This window comes from Citrobacter sp. wls717 (assembly GCF_005280955.1).
Taxonomy (GTDB): domain Bacteria; phylum Pseudomonadota; class Gammaproteobacteria; order Enterobacterales; family Enterobacteriaceae; genus Citrobacter; species Citrobacter werkmanii.
On record NZ_SZWW01000032.1, the window covers coordinates 70,220 to 84,008 of the forward strand.

General features: G+C 50.9%; 17 protein-coding genes and 1 riboswitch. Of the genes, 8 read left to right on the forward strand and 9 right to left on the reverse strand.

Annotated elements, in window-relative coordinates; translation table 11 throughout:
- Positions 1–75: 75 nt before the first annotated feature.
- The gene (locus tag FDX09_RS23725) at positions 76–216 is read right to left on the reverse strand and encodes a hypothetical protein (RefSeq protein WP_159121568.1); all 141 of its coding nucleotides are present in this window, start codon (positions 214–216) and stop codon (positions 76–78) included.
- A gap of 122 nt (positions 217–338) precedes the next feature.
- Between FDX09_RS23725 and glgS the strand changes: the two genes are divergently transcribed.
- Positions 339–545 (forward strand): cell surface composition regulator GlgS, encoded by a 207-nt coding sequence (gene glgS, locus FDX09_RS17345; RefSeq protein ID WP_087856824.1) that lies wholly within the window; start codon positions 339–341, stop codon positions 543–545.
- A gap of 32 nt (positions 546–577) precedes the next feature.
- On the opposite strand, the gene ubiK is transcribed toward glgS, so the two are convergent.
- The gene (ubiK, locus tag FDX09_RS17350; protein WP_085048721.1) at positions 578–874 is read right to left on the reverse strand and encodes a ubiquinone biosynthesis accessory factor UbiK; all 297 of its coding nucleotides are present in this window, start codon (positions 872–874) and stop codon (positions 578–580) included.
- Positions 875–1,006: 132 nt separating this feature from the next.
- Positions 1,007–1,157, forward strand: a riboswitch (FMN riboswitch).
- Positions 1,158–1,263: 106 nt separating this feature from the next.
- On the opposite strand from ubiK, the gene ribB reads away from it, so the two are divergent.
- Positions 1,264–1,917 carry a 3,4-dihydroxy-2-butanone-4-phosphate synthase gene (gene ribB / locus FDX09_RS17355; RefSeq protein ID WP_038633931.1) on the forward strand — a complete coding sequence of 218 codons (654 nt, stop codon included), beginning with the start codon at positions 1,264–1,266 and terminating at the stop codon, positions 1,915–1,917.
- 84 nt (positions 1,918–2,001) lie between these two features.
- Here the strand turns inward: ribB and dsbI are convergent, their stop codons facing one another.
- Genes dsbI through FDX09_RS17370 form a run of 3 tightly spaced genes read right to left on the reverse strand, consistent with a single transcriptional unit; the run spans position 2,002 to position 5,182 of the window.
- A complete protein-coding gene (gene dsbI, locus FDX09_RS17360) occupies positions 2,002–2,679 on the reverse strand; it encodes a protein-disulfide oxidoreductase DsbI (RefSeq protein WP_085048722.1) in 678 nt (225 codons plus the stop codon).
- Positions 2,680–2,693: 14 nt separating this feature from the next.
- The gene (locus FDX09_RS17365) at positions 2,694–3,362 is read right to left on the reverse strand and encodes a thiol:disulfide interchange protein DsbA/DsbL (protein ID WP_137347612.1); all 669 of its coding nucleotides are present in this window, start codon (positions 3,360–3,362) and stop codon (positions 2,694–2,696) included.
- Positions 3,363–3,385: 23 nt separating this feature from the next.
- A complete protein-coding gene (locus FDX09_RS17370) occupies positions 3,386–5,182 on the reverse strand; it encodes an aryl-sulfate sulfotransferase (protein WP_137347613.1) in 1,797 nt (598 codons plus the stop codon).
- A 394-nt stretch (positions 5,183–5,576) separates the two neighbouring features.
- Here FDX09_RS17370 and FDX09_RS23730 point away from each other — a divergent pair, with 394 nt between their 5' ends.
- On the forward strand, positions 5,577–5,753 hold the full coding sequence (locus FDX09_RS23730) for a hypothetical protein (RefSeq protein ID WP_069324349.1): 177 nt from the start codon (positions 5,577–5,579) through the stop codon (positions 5,751–5,753).
- Between the two features lie 66 nt (positions 5,754–5,819).
- On the opposite strand, the gene zupT is transcribed toward FDX09_RS23730, so the two are convergent.
- Positions 5,820–6,593: a zinc transporter ZupT gene (zupT, locus tag FDX09_RS17375; protein ID WP_137347614.1), complete on the reverse strand. Its 774-nt coding sequence runs from the start codon at positions 6,591–6,593 to the stop codon at positions 5,820–5,822.
- 147 nt (positions 6,594–6,740) lie between these two features.
- On the opposite strand from zupT, the gene ygiD reads away from it, so the two are divergent.
- Positions 6,741–7,529 (forward strand): 4,5-DOPA dioxygenase extradiol, encoded by a 789-nt coding sequence (gene ygiD / locus FDX09_RS17380; RefSeq protein WP_137347615.1) that lies wholly within the window; start codon positions 6,741–6,743, stop codon positions 7,527–7,529.
- 84 nt (positions 7,530–7,613) lie between these two features.
- Here ygiD and FDX09_RS17385 read toward each other — a convergent pair whose 3' ends face one another.
- The 3 genes from FDX09_RS17385 to tolC all read right to left on the reverse strand — a co-directional run bounded on the left by FDX09_RS17385 (position 7,614) and on the right by tolC (position 11,084).
- Positions 7,614–8,774, reverse strand: a complete 1,161-nt coding sequence (locus tag FDX09_RS17385; RefSeq protein WP_038642878.1) for a glutathionylspermidine synthase family protein — start codon at positions 8,772–8,774, stop codon at positions 7,614–7,616.
- Positions 8,775–8,779: 5 nt separating this feature from the next.
- Entirely contained in the window at positions 8,780–9,457 is a 678-nt protein-coding gene (locus FDX09_RS17390; protein ID WP_006688037.1) for a DUF1190 family protein, read from the reverse strand.
- Between the two features lie 148 nt (positions 9,458–9,605).
- Positions 9,606–11,084: an outer membrane channel protein TolC gene (gene tolC, locus FDX09_RS17395; protein WP_110496816.1), complete on the reverse strand. Its 1,479-nt coding sequence runs from the start codon at positions 11,082–11,084 to the stop codon at positions 9,606–9,608.
- 199 nt (positions 11,085–11,283) lie between these two features.
- Here tolC and nudF point away from each other — a divergent pair, with 199 nt between their 5' ends.
- From nudF to yqiA, 4 genes are read left to right on the forward strand one after another with little or no spacing between them, the layout of a single operon-like run.
- Positions 11,284–11,916 carry an ADP-ribose diphosphatase gene (gene nudF, locus FDX09_RS17400; protein ID WP_038633920.1) on the forward strand — a complete coding sequence of 211 codons (633 nt, stop codon included), beginning with the start codon at positions 11,284–11,286 and terminating at the stop codon, positions 11,914–11,916.
- The gene (locus FDX09_RS17405) at positions 11,913–12,335 is read left to right on the forward strand and encodes a DUF1249 family protein (protein ID WP_137347616.1); all 423 of its coding nucleotides are present in this window, start codon (positions 11,913–11,915) and stop codon (positions 12,333–12,335) included. The genes nudF and FDX09_RS17405 overlap by 4 nt, the downstream gene beginning before the upstream one ends.
- Positions 12,336–12,359: 24 nt before the next feature.
- Positions 12,360–13,187 (forward strand): 3',5'-cyclic-AMP phosphodiesterase, encoded by an 828-nt coding sequence (gene cpdA, locus FDX09_RS17410; RefSeq protein ID WP_069324348.1) that lies wholly within the window; start codon positions 12,360–12,362, stop codon positions 13,185–13,187.
- Positions 13,187–13,768, forward strand: a complete 582-nt coding sequence (gene yqiA, locus FDX09_RS17415) for an esterase YqiA (RefSeq protein ID WP_038633915.1) — start codon at positions 13,187–13,189, stop codon at positions 13,766–13,768. Before cpdA ends, yqiA begins: the two co-directional genes overlap by 1 nt.
- The last annotated feature ends 21 nt before the right edge of the window (positions 13,769–13,789 follow it).

Consider the following 13,789-nt stretch of genomic DNA (forward strand, 5'->3'; position numbering starts at 1 on the left):
GAAACACCTTATTCGACCTACGAGGTTGTGGGCCGGATAAAACGCGTGAGCGTTGCCATCCGGCATTTCTGTTTCTTATTCTTCAGTGGTTTTTTCAACAGGCTGTGGACTGTTTTTCAGCGGTTCAGCTTTACGATGACGCTCTGTCTCAAAGGCGGCGATTGTCGCGTTTTGCTGCAGCATCTTTTCACTCTCCGCACGAGGCGTAGGTTTCATAGGAAAGTGTGAGCCTGGGCTATAAATTTGCGCACATTATGTACAAAACCATTTCGCGTATAGGGAAATACTGAAATCAGAAAAAGCATATGGCCTTAGCAGATATTCAATAACTGGAGGGTATGCTCATGCACAGCAACATGTATTCAATGAACAATTTCGATTTCCTGGCCCGCAGTTTTGCCAGGATGCAGGCTGAGGGCCACCCTGTTGATATCCAGGCCGTCACGGGCAATATGGATGAGGAACATCGTAGCTGGTTTTGTAAACGTTATGCGCTGTACTGCCAGCAGGCGACAGAGGCGAAGAAACTCGAACTGGAACACTAACAAAAAACGGGCCTTGCGGCCCGTTGTCGTTTTTACTCTTGCGGATCGACTGAGGGGATCGCAGGGGCAGGCTTAACGTCTGCCGTTTTTTCACGCGCTTCCAGCTCAGTCAGGCGTTGTTCAAGCAGCGCCAACTTTTCACGGGTACGCAGCAAAACCTGAGTCTGCACATCAAACTCTTCACGGCTTACCAGGTCCAGACGGGTCAGTTGTGACTGCAGCGTTTGACGAATTTTCTTCTCGACGTCTTCCCCAAACTCCCGGATCCCTTTCGGCATCGACTCGTGAACCTGACGAGCAATCTGCTCAATTTTTTTCGGGTCAATCATTGTGGTTTCCCTGAACTGGTACGTGTTGCTGCTTATTGTAGTGCGAATGGGCGCAGGCATAAACCAGAATTGTGTGAAGCTAAGTCGAGTAAAGGCGTTGATGAAGGTAATCAATAGCGTTATAGTTAACCCGCTTATTCTCAGGGCGGGGCGAAATTCCCCACCGGCGGTAAATCAGCTTAATGCTGAAAGCCCGCGAGCGCTTTGGGTGCAAACTCAAAGGTCAGCAGATCCGGTGTAATTCCGGGGCCGACGGTTAGAGTCCGGATGGGAGAGAGTAACGATCCAGTCGGGCATGGACCCGCTCACGTTATTTTTTTGCCGCTTAGACGGTACTCCTAAGACTGCCCTGATTCTGGTAACCATAATTTTAGTGAGGTTTTTTTACCATGAATCAGACGCTACTTTCCTCTTTTGGTACGCCTTTCGAACGTGTTGAACATGCGCTGTCTGCGCTGCGTGAAGGACGCGGTGTAATGGTGCTTGACGACGAAGATCGTGAAAACGAAGGCGATATGGTTTTCCCGGCAGAGACCATGACCGTTGAACAGATGGCGCTGACCATCCGTCACGGCAGCGGTATTGTTTGCCTGTGCATCACTGAAGACCGACGCAAACAGCTCGATCTGCCAATGATGGTGGAAAATAACACCAGTGCTTACGGTACCGGTTTTACCGTGACCATTGAAGCCGCAGAAGGCGTGACCACCGGCGTTTCCGCGGCAGACCGTGTCACTACGGTACGTGCGGCAATTAAGGATGGCGCAAAACCTTCCGATCTGAACCGCCCGGGACACGTTTTCCCGCTGCGCGCTCAGGCAGGCGGTGTGTTGACTCGCGGCGGTCACACTGAAGCCACCATCGATCTGATGACGCTGGCAGGCTTTAAACCCGCCGGTGTGCTGTGCGAACTGACCAATGACGATGGCACCATGGCGCGCGCGCCGGAGTGCATCGAATTTGCCGGCAAGCACAATATGGCTGTGGTCACTATCGAAGACCTGGTGGCTTACCGTCAGGCGCATGAGCGTAAAGCCAGCTAATTGCTCACTACCACGCTTGTCGTGCCAGGGATAAAAAAACCGAAGTCAGTTTTCTGGCTTCGGTTTTTTGTTATTGCAGTCTGGCTATTTAGTTCTGGCCAGTTTGATTGCCCAGGCGCCGCTCATTATCACTAACAGCAGCAAACATACGCCAAAAGCCAGCAGGCAGGCCTGCGCCATATTCATAAAATGCCACGGCGGCAGGAGATACCAACCTTCCGACTGTTGGTACAGATCGACAAACCACTTTTGCATACTGCTGAGCGCCACGCCATCGGGAACGATGGGCGCATCATAGCCGCAGTCTCCTGTGGGCTTAAACCATTCTGGCGCCCAGTTTGCCAGCGGCAAATTGAACGGGAAGGTCGGATCGGTGGAACATCCCTGTACGCCAAACAGTGAATCTGGGTCCGGGTTATGTACTGCATAATGAATGCTGTTAAGTTTGATGGAAAACTTAATGCCCATGATGCTGCCGTAAAATGCCGCGATGCAGCCGATGAGCTTCAGAACAACATTTTTGGGGTTAAGCGCCGCGATTAGCCCACCAAAAACCATCACGAACATGGCAAAGCGAATGTATACACATTGTTCGCAGGGAGCCATGTAGAGATAGATTTGGAAGAAAGAGTGCGCCAGAATAATTAACCCACCCATTGCGCAAGCCATCAGTAACCACAGAAAGCGCCGTTCCTGCCATCTCACCAGGGTATCAACCGGTGCAATACATAAGTCTCGCCACAGTCCTTTAATGAAAGCCATAGCCGGGTCCCTGTTTATTTTGCCGCCAGCTCTCTGACAAGCTCAGCCATAGAATCAATGGATTTGATGTTTTTGGTGTAGATCAGGTATTTGCCGTTGACGACATAAGCCGGTACGCCCTGAATTTTGGCGACATCATATGCCGCTTTCCATTTCTCCAGCGTTTGCTGGACGGCGGGGTCCTTCAATGCGGTTTCAAAATCCGCCTGACTCATACCCGCAGCATCCAGCCCCGTCTTAATGAATGAGGCAGGATCTTTACCGTCTGACCAGCGCTCTTTCTTGTCGTGGTAGGCTGCGTAATAGGCGAACTTGGCTTTTTTGAACTGAGATTTGGCGTCAAACAATGAAATTCCTGCTGCCTGATCCTTATTGATCATTACCGCAAATACCTCACTGGCCTGTTTGCCGTATTCCCCTTTGGTTTCCAGATGAAACGGTGTGAAGGTAACCACGTCGGCTACTTTTTCTGACACGGGAGCCGTTACGGCTTTATCGTATTTGTAGCAGAACGGACAGGCGTAGCTGAATACTTTGATTAACGTCTTATCCGCATTAGGAATCGGTTTCTCCAGCACCATATAGTCAGTGCCCTCGGTAAAAGCCGATGCTGTAAACGATGAGGCAAGTACGGCGGTTAATACCACGCTTTTAAATAATGAAGTGATCCATTTAGACGACATAATTAATCCTTAATCTAACGTGATTATTTAAACATTTGTTGTGGGTGGACCAGTAATGCACGGTAGTGTGTTTGGTTCGGTTTATCGGAAAGGACATCAATTTCAACTTTGACTTCTTTTGTCTTGTAGTCAATTTCATTGATTTTGCCAATGGTCGGTTGTCCAACGTCAAATAAATTAATCGATCCACCAAAGCCAAACATGGTATCGCGATCTTTTTGATATTCGATAACTGAAGTGATAGGACTATAAAAATCATAGCCGCGCTCTTTTCCGTATTCCCAAATTTGTTGGACGGTTCCTTTTTTCTCATCAATTTTATATTCGACAAAACGGGAGTATTTCATCGTCGGCAAAGCGGGTTGTTCGAGTCCACGACCATCGCCGTTATCAAAAATGGTTAATGTCCCTTTGCTGGAGAGCCATGCGGTGTGCTGGGTGTAGGTAAAATCGAAATCAGTATTTTCACACTTGCCATTTTCATCACATTTTAGCACGTTGCCTTTAGCATCTACCGGTTTTAACAGCTTGCTTGCCAGCGCTTTATTCCAGCCTTTAGATGGCGCCAGGATCCACTTCACCTGTTTATCTCGACCAATTTTTACGACCCCCTGATGGCGGGAAGAGATAATGATAGAGTCATCTTTAGCGTCATAGGCAATGGAGTTGACGTGAGCCCAGTTACGACCCGCACCAACGCCGAGGGCATCACCATAGGGAGTATCTGGCTCCAGTTTCGCCTGTTGGCCTGCGTGCGCGAGGTCGACGTTGACGCATACCGCGCCTGCGTCCAGTGCACCCAGCAGGGCATCACGCATCGGGTCGAGAATTTTTGTCAGATCCCATACGTCAACAACGCGACCGGATCTGTCGACTTCAATAATCTGGTCGCGGATAGTTTGCACGTGAATGCCATCTTCCTTGCGATAATCGCGTTTACCTACGCGAAGCAGTACGGTGTCATTGACCGTTTCGATCGATTCATGCGATGCGTCAAGGAATCCACGCGGCAGCTTATGGTCGGCCAGAATCTGTCCCATCATATCGAATTCATACCAGTGCTGACCCTGCACGGCGGTGAAGGTTCCGCGCGGTGTTTCCCGAATGCCCATCAGGTAACCGCGCTTATTGATATCCATGTCATGGCCGTCATAGAAGGTATCCTGATCCAACCACCAACGATATTCACCTGCCGTATCGACGACGAAGGTAAAAGGGGCGATATCAAAGGGTAATGCGCCACCTGCGGGGCCCGCATCAAGGATGCCGGCATTTTTGTCTTTTTCACCATGCCAGTGGAATTCTGCGCCCTGCGCGGTGAAAGTATGGGTATTCACCAGATACAGACGGTCTTCAAAGCCGGGAGCAACCTTAATAACTTTAGTTTGCTGTAAATCAGAAAGAGAACGGTTATCCATGTAGTGATTAACGATGGCGGATGTTTGCACCACGTAATCTTCCTTCATCGCCTTGCCATTTTCTTTATATTCGATGGTAACTTTATTAGCGTACTTTTGATAAAGGCCAAAAACAGGAATGCCATCGTAAGTGGCGAGTGATTCTTTGCCAACGGTATAAGTAACCGGAACCCCTTTTTCACCTTTACCATGAACGGTGACTTTAACATCCGAAATAACGTGACTATCTAATTCAATCAGTGCGGTAAGTGGGGCATTTCCATAAGGATCAACAACTATTGCGCCCAGTTTACCTGCGGGTTGGGCGGGTTGAAAACCTGCGGCAAACGAATTCCCCACAGTTAATCCAAATGCCAGTGCAAGCGTTCCAGCGAGAAGTGTTTTTCGGTATTGCGTAAACATGGATATATCTCCTTATATTACCTGTAAATATAATGGTGCTGAATATATTATGTTTTTACGATGTTAATTAAGCAAAGGATAGTATTGCTGATGCTGCTTTAATGATGAATCAATTAATATTGATGAGGCTTATTGTTCTGCAGAATCTAATTTTTATTATTTGAATAGTATTGGCGAGATATTTTAAGAACAATGTTTATTATTGTGTTGTGTGATCTTGTCGACATAGTTTAATTGTTTATAACGATCTGGGCTATTAGCTTAGTCGCTTATTTATATGATCGAAATCATATATTTGTTTCTGGAATATGCCACTATAGGGGTAGGTTGGAATAAGGTAGTGTAAAATTTTAACGTTAAATGTTTAATGATGTTAAATATTAAGGGTAAAAGAATGTTTATTGCCTGGTATTGGATTGTATTAATTGCACTCGTTGCGGTGGGTTATTATTGTCATATGAAGCGTTATTGTCGTGCGTTCCGCCAGGACAGAGATGCGCTGCTTGAGGCGCGTAACAAACTCTTTCGTCGATCTGGCGAAGATAACGGCACGGTTAAGGGACAGGAATAGTCCTTCGCGTTCTGCTATGGATGAGCGGATGCTGTTAAACTTGCAGGGTGGCATCCGCCCTCTGGATTATCCGATTCCCATGGACTGGAGAATGACGAGACTTAACCCCATCACCGACATTCCGCACAATACCCCATAGCTGGGATTATTATTGGGATCGATCTCTTTTGCCAATGGCATCAATTCATCGACGGACAGCGCGACCATAATACCTGCGACGGCCGCCATTATCGCCGCCATCACTACCGGCGAAATCAGACTACCGAGAATTAACCACGCCAGTACGCCACCCAATATTTCTGCCATGCCCGAAATCCCGGCCCAGAATATCGCGGTGCGTTTAGATCCCGTAGCCGCATAAACCGGACCCGCCACGGCTAATCCTTCAGGAATATTGTGTAATGCGACGGCAAGGGCAATACCAAAGCCCAGTTCGAGGTTGCTGCTGGCGGTAACAAATGTCGCAATTCCTTCCGGAAAGTTGTGCAGGCTAATGCCGAGTGTCAATAAAATCGCGGTACGCCGGATGGAACCAGGTAAAGGCTGCGTGGTTTTTTGCACCAGATCCTGGGGGTGAGCATGCGGCAGTGTACGATCGAGGCCAAAGTAGCCCAGCAAGCCCACAATAAACATCCCGTAGCCCAACACCGGCGACATGCCGTCAGCGGCCAGCGCAGCGGGCAGCATCTCCATTAGGGATATCAGTAACATAATTCCGGCAGCGAAACCTAAAGAAAAGGCAAGAACGCGGTTAGAGGGTTTTTGCCCCAGCACGCCGAGAAATGCGCCAATAAACGTGGCGGCGCCTGCCAGTAAAGTCAGAAGTAAAGGTACTGACATCGACAAATCTAACTCCTTATCAATCTGCTGTTCGGGCCAGATCGTCAAAATAACTGATGATCTTCATCATGGTTATCTGAGTTCTTCATCAACCGAAAAAGCGTATTGTGATGGTATCAAAATGACTCCCTCAGTAAGGATATCATCATGTCTTCAGCTCGTATGCCAGCATTGTTTTTGGGCCACGGTAGCCCGATGAATGTTCTGGAAGATAACGTTTATACCCGTGCCTGGCAGCAACTGGGGGAAACGTTGCCGCGTCCGAAAGCCATTGTGGTGGTGTCGGCGCATTGGTTCACTCGTGGAACAGGTGTGACGGCGATGGAAGCGCCAAAAACAATCCACGATTTTGGCGGTTTTCCACAGGCGCTGTATGGCACGCATTACCCGGCCCCGGGTTCACCGGAACTGGCTCAGCATCTGGTTGACATGCTTGCTCCGGTGCCAGTGACCTTAGACCAGGAAGCGTGGGGCTTTGACCACGGCTCATGGGGCGTGCTGATCAAGATGTATCCGAATGCGGACATTCCGATGGTGCAGCTGAGTGTCGACAGTACCAAACCCGCGGCCTGGCATTTTGAGATGGGTCGCAAACTGGCGGCGTTGCGTGATGAAGGCATTATGCTGGTGGCCAGCGGTAATGTGGTACACAACCTGCGTACTGCGCGTTGGCACGGTGAGAACACGCCATACCCGTGGGCGACCTCATTCAACGATTATGTGAAGGCCAACCTGACATGGCAGGGACCGGTTGAACAGCACCCGCTGGTCAACTACCTCGATCATGAAGGTGGATCGTTATCGAACCCGACGCCGGATCACTATCTGCCGCTGCTGTACGTTTTGGGCGCATGGGACGGTATGGAACCGGTGACGATCCCGGTTGACGGTATTGAGATGGGCAGTTTGAGTATGCTGTCGGTGCAGGTAGGGTAATTAATGCCCGATGGCGTTGCGCTTATCGGGCCTACGGTTCATGCCGTAGGCCGGGCAAAGCGGAGTCGCCATCCGGCACAACGATTATTCGACAAAAATATGCGGATAGAAGCGCGAGAGATCCTGAGTGATCAACGCTCTGTCTTCACGAATGCCGATGCCTGCGGGTTGATCGTTGATCAGCCAGCTGCCAATCAGCATATAGCTGTCGCCAAATTTCGGTAGCTGATGGAACTGCTGGACGATCATGCCTTCTTCGCCATACGGCCCTTCCACGGCTTCGATCGTTTTCCCGTTCTCGATGATGGAGACGTTAGCGCCTTCACGCGAGAAGATTGGCTTAACGACGAATTTATCCATCTGCGGATAGTCGTCTTCGGCGAAATAAGCAGGCAACAGGTTCGGATGGTTCGGGAACATTTCCCACAACAGCGGTAATAGCGCCTTGTTGGAGATGATGCTCTTCCAGGCAGGTTCCAGCCAGCGAACGCCCGCGTCTTCAAGCTTAGTGGAGAACATTTCACGCAGCATGAATTCCCACGGATAGAGCTTGAACAGGTTAGCAATAACCTGATCCTGCATATCCGTGAACTGACCTTTTTCACCCAGGCCAATATCTTCGACATAGAGGAATTCAGTGGCGATCTCAGCCTCGGCAGCGCAATCCTGCAGGTACTGGATCGTACCGCGATCTTCGACCGTATCACGACAGCAGGTCAGATGCAGCAGTTGAAAACCATACTGTTCACGCAGCTCGGTGAAACGCTCGATCAGCTTTTCCTGCAGACTGTTGAACTGATCGCTGCCTTCCGGCAGGTTGCCGGCATTGAGCTGATCTTCCAGCCAGATCCACTGGAAAAACGCGGCTTCGTACAATGACGTTGGCGTATCAGCGTTGTTTTCCAGCAGCTTGGGTTCACCTGTGCCGTCCCAGGCCAGATCCAGACGAGAATAAAGCGACGGTTGCTGTGTCTGCCAGGACTGGCGGACAAAGCCCCAGGTATGCTTCGGAATGCGGAATTTTGTCATCAGCTCATCGCTGGCGATGACCTTTTCCACCACTTTGAGGCACATTTGATGCAGTTCTGCGGTGACCTCTTCCAGCTTTTCAACCTGGGCAAGCGTGAGCTTATAGTACGCGTCTTCACACCAGTACGGCTCGCCGTACATGGTGTGAAAGTTGAAACCGTATTCGGTGGCCTTATCGCGCCAGTCCGGGCGCTCAACAATACTGACTCTTTCCATGACCATCAGCCGCCCATTGAACGTGTAGTGGTACCGCTGGCGCTACGTTGCATGGTGCTCTGTTTAGCCACAGATTCGCCAAATCCGCCGCGGGTGACGGTAGTGGTGGTGGCCGGTTTCGGCGCCATGGCGGTTTTCGGCACGGTCATGGTGCGGCCCGGCGTCGCTGCGCCGTAGTTTTTACCGCTGGCGTCAGTGTATTTGCCGTATGCCGGGCTGGCCGGGTTTTTCGAGCTGAACAGCGGCTGCTGAGCGCCCATTCCGCCGCCCATCAGTCGGCCCATCATGTAGCCTGCCATCAGCGGCATCCAGAAGCTGCCGCTGCTTTGATTCTGCGCCTGAGCCTGGCCTTCGCCGGTCGGCGCCATACCCGCTTGCGCAGGTGCTTGTTGGCACTGGCCTTCGCCGAATTCAGCGATACAGTCTTCGCGAGTGGCATATTTTGGCGCGGTGCGTTCCGCTTCTTTCAGCGCATTGTTGAACGCGGTGGTACATTCGGCGCTTTTACCCGGATTCGCTGCTGAGCAGTCGTCCGCGTTTTGATAAAGCGAAACCGTTTCGTCGCTCTTTTCACAGCCCGCGAGCATAAACACAGCGGTAACTGCCAGGGCGACAGGAGTCAGATGGCGCGCGCTCCAGCTTTTGCGGAACGAAGCGTGATGTATTGATTTTGTCCGTTTCATATATGTCTTCCAGGACCCAGTGGTAAATACTGCTCAGAATAGAGGATGACTGGTCGAAATTGAAGCGGGAAGAGGCGAGAATGCGCAGGAAGGGGCGGATCTTTACGTTGTCTTACGTTCAGACGGGGCCGAAGCCCCGTCATCAGCATTAATTACGGAACGGGTTGGTACCGTTGCTGCTGGTTGTACGTGCGGCTGTCGGCTGCGCCGCTGGCGTCGTGCTGTTGGACGTATAACCATCCGCGGCGGCGTCTTGCTGCGCGTTTTGCGGGGCGATCGTATCCGGGGTAGTGGATACCGGTTTACCCAGCGTATTGTTCAGGGCCACCAGATCCTGCTCGTTCAGCGTACCGAGCGCGGATTTGACGTTTAACTGATTGATAAGATAGGTGTAACGCGCATTAGCCAGCTGTTGCTTGGCGTTGTACAGCGTGGTGGTGGCATCCAATACATCCACGATGGTACGTGTACCAACGGAATAACCGGCTTCCATCGCATCCAAAGAACTTTGCGCAGAAACAACCGCTTGTTTGTACGCGTTGATGCTACTGATGGACGCATTAATGTTGTTAAACGAAGAACGAACGGTCTGCACCACGCTGCGGTGTGCGCTTTCCAGTTGTTCGCTTGCGCCAACAAAGTTGTACTGCGCCTGTTTCACCTGCGAGTTAACCATTCCGCCCTGGTAGATAGGCAGCGAGAAGCTCAGGCCGATTTTGTTCTGGCCCATGTTGCTGTCGTCATACTGGGAGGTGTTGGTTTTGGAACCGCTGTATGACGTATCAGATACGCCAGTAGATGCGGTCAGGTCCAGAGTCGGTAAATGACCGTCCTGTGCCAGGCGAATCTGTTCACGCGCCAGATCCTGGCTCAAACGCGCCTGCAATAAGGTCAGGTTGCGGTTTTCCGCTTCTTTCAGCAGTGCGTTCACCGCCTGCGGTTTGTTGGTTTTGAAGCCGTCAACGTTCAGCGAAGCCAGTTCCGGGTAGTAGTTACCAGTCACCTGGCGCAGTTGTTCCACCGCGTTATCCAGATTGTTGCGTGCGGTAACTTCGTTTGCCAGCACGGTATCGTATTGTGAACGGGCGTTCTGCACGTCAGTGATAGCGACCAGGCCAACGTTAAAACGCTGAGTGGTCTGATCTAACTGACGGTAAACCGCATCTTTCTGTGCCTGGGTGTAAGACAGCACGTCAATTGCGTTCAGTACGTTAAAATAGGCGGTGGCGGTATTCAGGATCAGCGTTTGCTGATCGGTCTGATAGGTCACGTCCTGGATGCCCGCTGATTTTTCTTGCAGCGTCAGGGCACGCCATTTTGACATATCAAAAATGGACTGAGTTAACTGCAGAGATGCGCTGGTGGCGTTGGAGTTGACGCCATTTGCATCACGGTAGCCATTGCTGTAGGTGTAATCGGCACCTAATCCCAGTTGCGGCAGTAATGGGCTACGCGCTTCGTTAATTTTTTCGAATGCAGCATCGCGATCGGCGGCGGATTTACGCAATTCCGGGTTGCTCAGGCGTGCTTGCTGATAAACCTGCATCAGGTTCTCTGCCTGGCTCAGAGTACTGAACCCCGACAGGCTCAGGCCGATAAGGATGGGGAGCAATTTCTTCATTTGCATTCCTTGTTGTGAAGCAGTATTTAGCGCTGATCAAATTGTAAAAATATTTGCTGATTCTAGCAGAATCCGCCACTGCAAAAAGTTGGCGTTACGTGCCATACGGCGTTAATTTGCATCAATTTAACACAAGGGCGTTGAAACATCAGTCAAACGACCTTGAAATTCACATTTTAAACACTATTGGTTTCAGGACAGCACAATGCGTAAACCAGACAACTTGCCAATGACTTTCACTAAAAATGATGTAGAAATTATTGCACGAGAAACGCTATACCGCGGATTTTTTTCACTGGATCTTTATCGGTTCCGCCATCGCTTGTTTAACGGCGGTATGAGCGGTGAGGTAAAGCGCGAAATTTTTGAGCGCGGACACGCGGCAGTCTTGCTACCCTTTGACCCTGAGCGGGACGAAGTTGTGCTGGTCGAGCAGATCCGCATCGCGGCGTTTGATACCAGCGCAAGCCCATGGCTACTGGAAATGGTGGCCGGGATGATCGAAGAAGGCGAGAGCGTGGAAGATGTCGCGCGCCGTGAAGCGATGGAAGAAGCCGGGCTTAACGTTAAACGCGTAAAACCGGTGCTGAGTTATCTGGCAAGCCCAGGAGGCACCAGCGAACGCTCATCGATTATGGTGGGTGAAGTGGACGCCACGACCGCGAGCGGAATTCATGGTCTGGCTGATGAAAACGAAGATATTCGTGTTCATGTGGTGAGCCGGGAACAGGCTTACCAATGGGTAGAAGAGGGGATAATCGACAACGCGGCTTCTGTCATCGCTTTGCAATGGTTACAGCTGCACTATCAAGAGTTAAAAACTGAGTGGAAAAAATGAAGCGTTACACACCTGACTTCCCTGAAATGATGCGCCTGTGCGAAACCAATTATTCGCAATTGCGCCGCCTGTTGCCACGTAATGACGCAGCCGGCGAAACAGTGAGCTATCAGGTGGCAAACGCACAATATCGGTTAACGATCATTGAATTGACCCGATACACTACGCTTGTCGCGATCGAACAAACGGCACCGGCTGTGACTTACTGGAGCCTGCCGTCCTTAACCGTGCGTCTGTATCATGATGCGAGGGTCGCTGAAGTGTGTTCAAGTCAGCAGATCTTTCGCTTCAAAGCGCGGTATGATTATCCAAATAAAAAGTTGCATCAACGCGACGAAAAGCATCAAATTAACCAGTTTCTGGCCGACTGGTTACGGTACTGTTTAGCACATGGAGCGATGGCGATTCCGGTTTATTAGCGTCGTGAAACCTAAGGACACCATTTGGAAAGCCTGTTAACCCTTCCTTTGGCTGGTGAGGCCAGAGTCAGGATCTTACAAATTACAGACACTCACCTGTTTGCCGAAAAGCATGAAACGCTGCTGGGTGTGAATACCTGGGACAGCTATCAATCCGTACTGGATGCAATACATGCTGAGTCGCCAGAGTTCGATCTGATCGTCGCGACTGGCGATTTGGCGCAGGATCAATCCGCTGCGGCTTATCAGCATTTTGCTGAGGGCATCGCAAGTTTTCGTGCGCCCTGCGTTTGGCTCCCGGGTAATCATGATTTTCAGCCTGCAATGTACAGCTCGCTGCAGGACGCGGGCATTTCCCCGGCTAAGCGCGTCTTCATTGGCGAACAGTGGCAAATCTTGTTGCTGGACAGCCAGGTGTTTGGCGTTCCCCACGGCGAGTTAAGCGAATTTCAGCTCGAATGGCTGGAGCGTAAACTTGCTGATGCGCCTGAACGCAATACCTTGCTGCTTCTGCATCATCATCCTCTGCCTGCGGGCTGCAGCTGGCTCGATCAGCACAGTCTGCGCAATGCCGCCGAACTGGACAACGTGCTGGTGAACTATCCGCGCGTGAAGTATCTGCTGTGTGGGCATATTCATCAGGAACTGGATCTGGACTGGAACGGTCGCCGCCTGTTGGCGACGCCATCGACCTGCGTGCAGTTTAAGCCGCATTGTTCTAATTTCACGTTAGATACCATCAGCCCCGGCTGGCGTACGCTGGAGCTATTTGCTGACGGTACGTTGCAGACTCAGGTGTGTCGTTTGCAGGGTAATCGGTTTCACCCTGATACCGCTTCAGAAGGTTACTGATGTCTACGCTTCTTTATCTTCATGGATTTAACAGTTCTCCTCGTTCGGCGAAGGCATGTTTGCTGAAAAGCTGGCTGGCGGAGCACCATCCGCACGTTGAGATGATTGTACCGCAGCTGCCGCCGTATCCTGCTCAGGCCGCAGAGATGCTGGAATCGATCGTTCTTGAGCATGGCGGCGAGTCGCTGGGGATTGTCGGTTCCTCGTTGGGCGGCTATTACGCCACCTGGCTGTCACAATGTTTTATGCTGCCAGCGGTGGTGGTGAACCCGGCGGTACGGCCTTATGAACTGCTGGTCGACTATCTCGGTCAAAACGAGAACCCCTACACCGGGCAGCAATATGTGCTAGAGTCACGCCATATTTACGATCTTAAAGTCATGCAGATTGACCCGCTGGAAGCGCCGGATTTGATCTGGTTGCTCCAACAAACGGGCGATGAAGTGTTGGACTACCGCCAAGCGGTGGCGTATTACGCCTCCTGCCGCCAGACAGTTACTGAGGGTGGAAACCACGCATTCACGGGCTTCGAAGATTATTTCAACCAGATTGTCGATTTTCTTGGACTGCACAGTTTCTGACGATCAATTCGAATTGCTTAT

Excerpts from the sequence above, each read along its gene's own strand:
- FDX09_RS23725 (WP_159121568.1), bottom strand. The coding sequence starts at position 216 with ATGAAACCTACGCCTCGTGCGGAGAGTGAAAAGATGCTGCAGCAAAAC.
- glgS (WP_087856824.1), top strand. The coding sequence starts at position 339 with ATGCTCATGCACAGCAACATGTATTCAATGAACAATTTCGATTTCCTG.
- ubiK (WP_085048721.1), bottom strand. The coding sequence starts at position 874 with ATGATTGACCCGAAAAAAATTGAGCAGATTGCTCGTCAGGTTCACGAG.
- ribB (WP_038633931.1), top strand. The coding sequence starts at position 1,264 with ATGAATCAGACGCTACTTTCCTCTTTTGGTACGCCTTTCGAACGTGTT.
- dsbI (WP_085048722.1), bottom strand. The coding sequence starts at position 2,679 with ATGGCTTTCATTAAAGGACTGTGGCGAGACTTATGTATTGCACCGGTT.
- FDX09_RS17365 (WP_137347612.1), bottom strand. The coding sequence starts at position 3,362 with ATGTCGTCTAAATGGATCACTTCATTATTTAAAAGCGTGGTATTAACC.
- FDX09_RS17370 (WP_137347613.1), bottom strand. The coding sequence starts at position 5,182 with ATGTTTACGCAATACCGAAAAACACTTCTCGCTGGAACGCTTGCACTG.
- FDX09_RS23730 (WP_069324349.1), top strand. The coding sequence starts at position 5,577 with ATGTTTATTGCCTGGTATTGGATTGTATTAATTGCACTCGTTGCGGTG.
- zupT (WP_137347614.1), bottom strand. The coding sequence starts at position 6,593 with ATGTCAGTACCTTTACTTCTGACTTTACTGGCAGGCGCCGCCACGTTT.
- ygiD (WP_137347615.1), top strand. The coding sequence starts at position 6,741 with ATGTCTTCAGCTCGTATGCCAGCATTGTTTTTGGGCCACGGTAGCCCG.
- FDX09_RS17385 (WP_038642878.1), bottom strand. The coding sequence starts at position 8,774 with ATGGAAAGAGTCAGTATTGTTGAGCGCCCGGACTGGCGCGATAAGGCC.
- FDX09_RS17390 (WP_006688037.1), bottom strand. The coding sequence starts at position 9,457 with ATGAAACGGACAAAATCAATACATCACGCTTCGTTCCGCAAAAGCTGG.
- tolC (WP_110496816.1), bottom strand. The coding sequence starts at position 11,084 with ATGCAAATGAAGAAATTGCTCCCCATCCTTATCGGCCTGAGCCTGTCG.
- nudF (WP_038633920.1), top strand. The coding sequence starts at position 11,284 with ATGCGTAAACCAGACAACTTGCCAATGACTTTCACTAAAAATGATGTA.
- FDX09_RS17405 (WP_137347616.1), top strand. The coding sequence starts at position 11,913 with ATGAAGCGTTACACACCTGACTTCCCTGAAATGATGCGCCTGTGCGAA.
- yqiA (WP_038633915.1), top strand. The coding sequence starts at position 13,187 with ATGTCTACGCTTCTTTATCTTCATGGATTTAACAGTTCTCCTCGTTCG.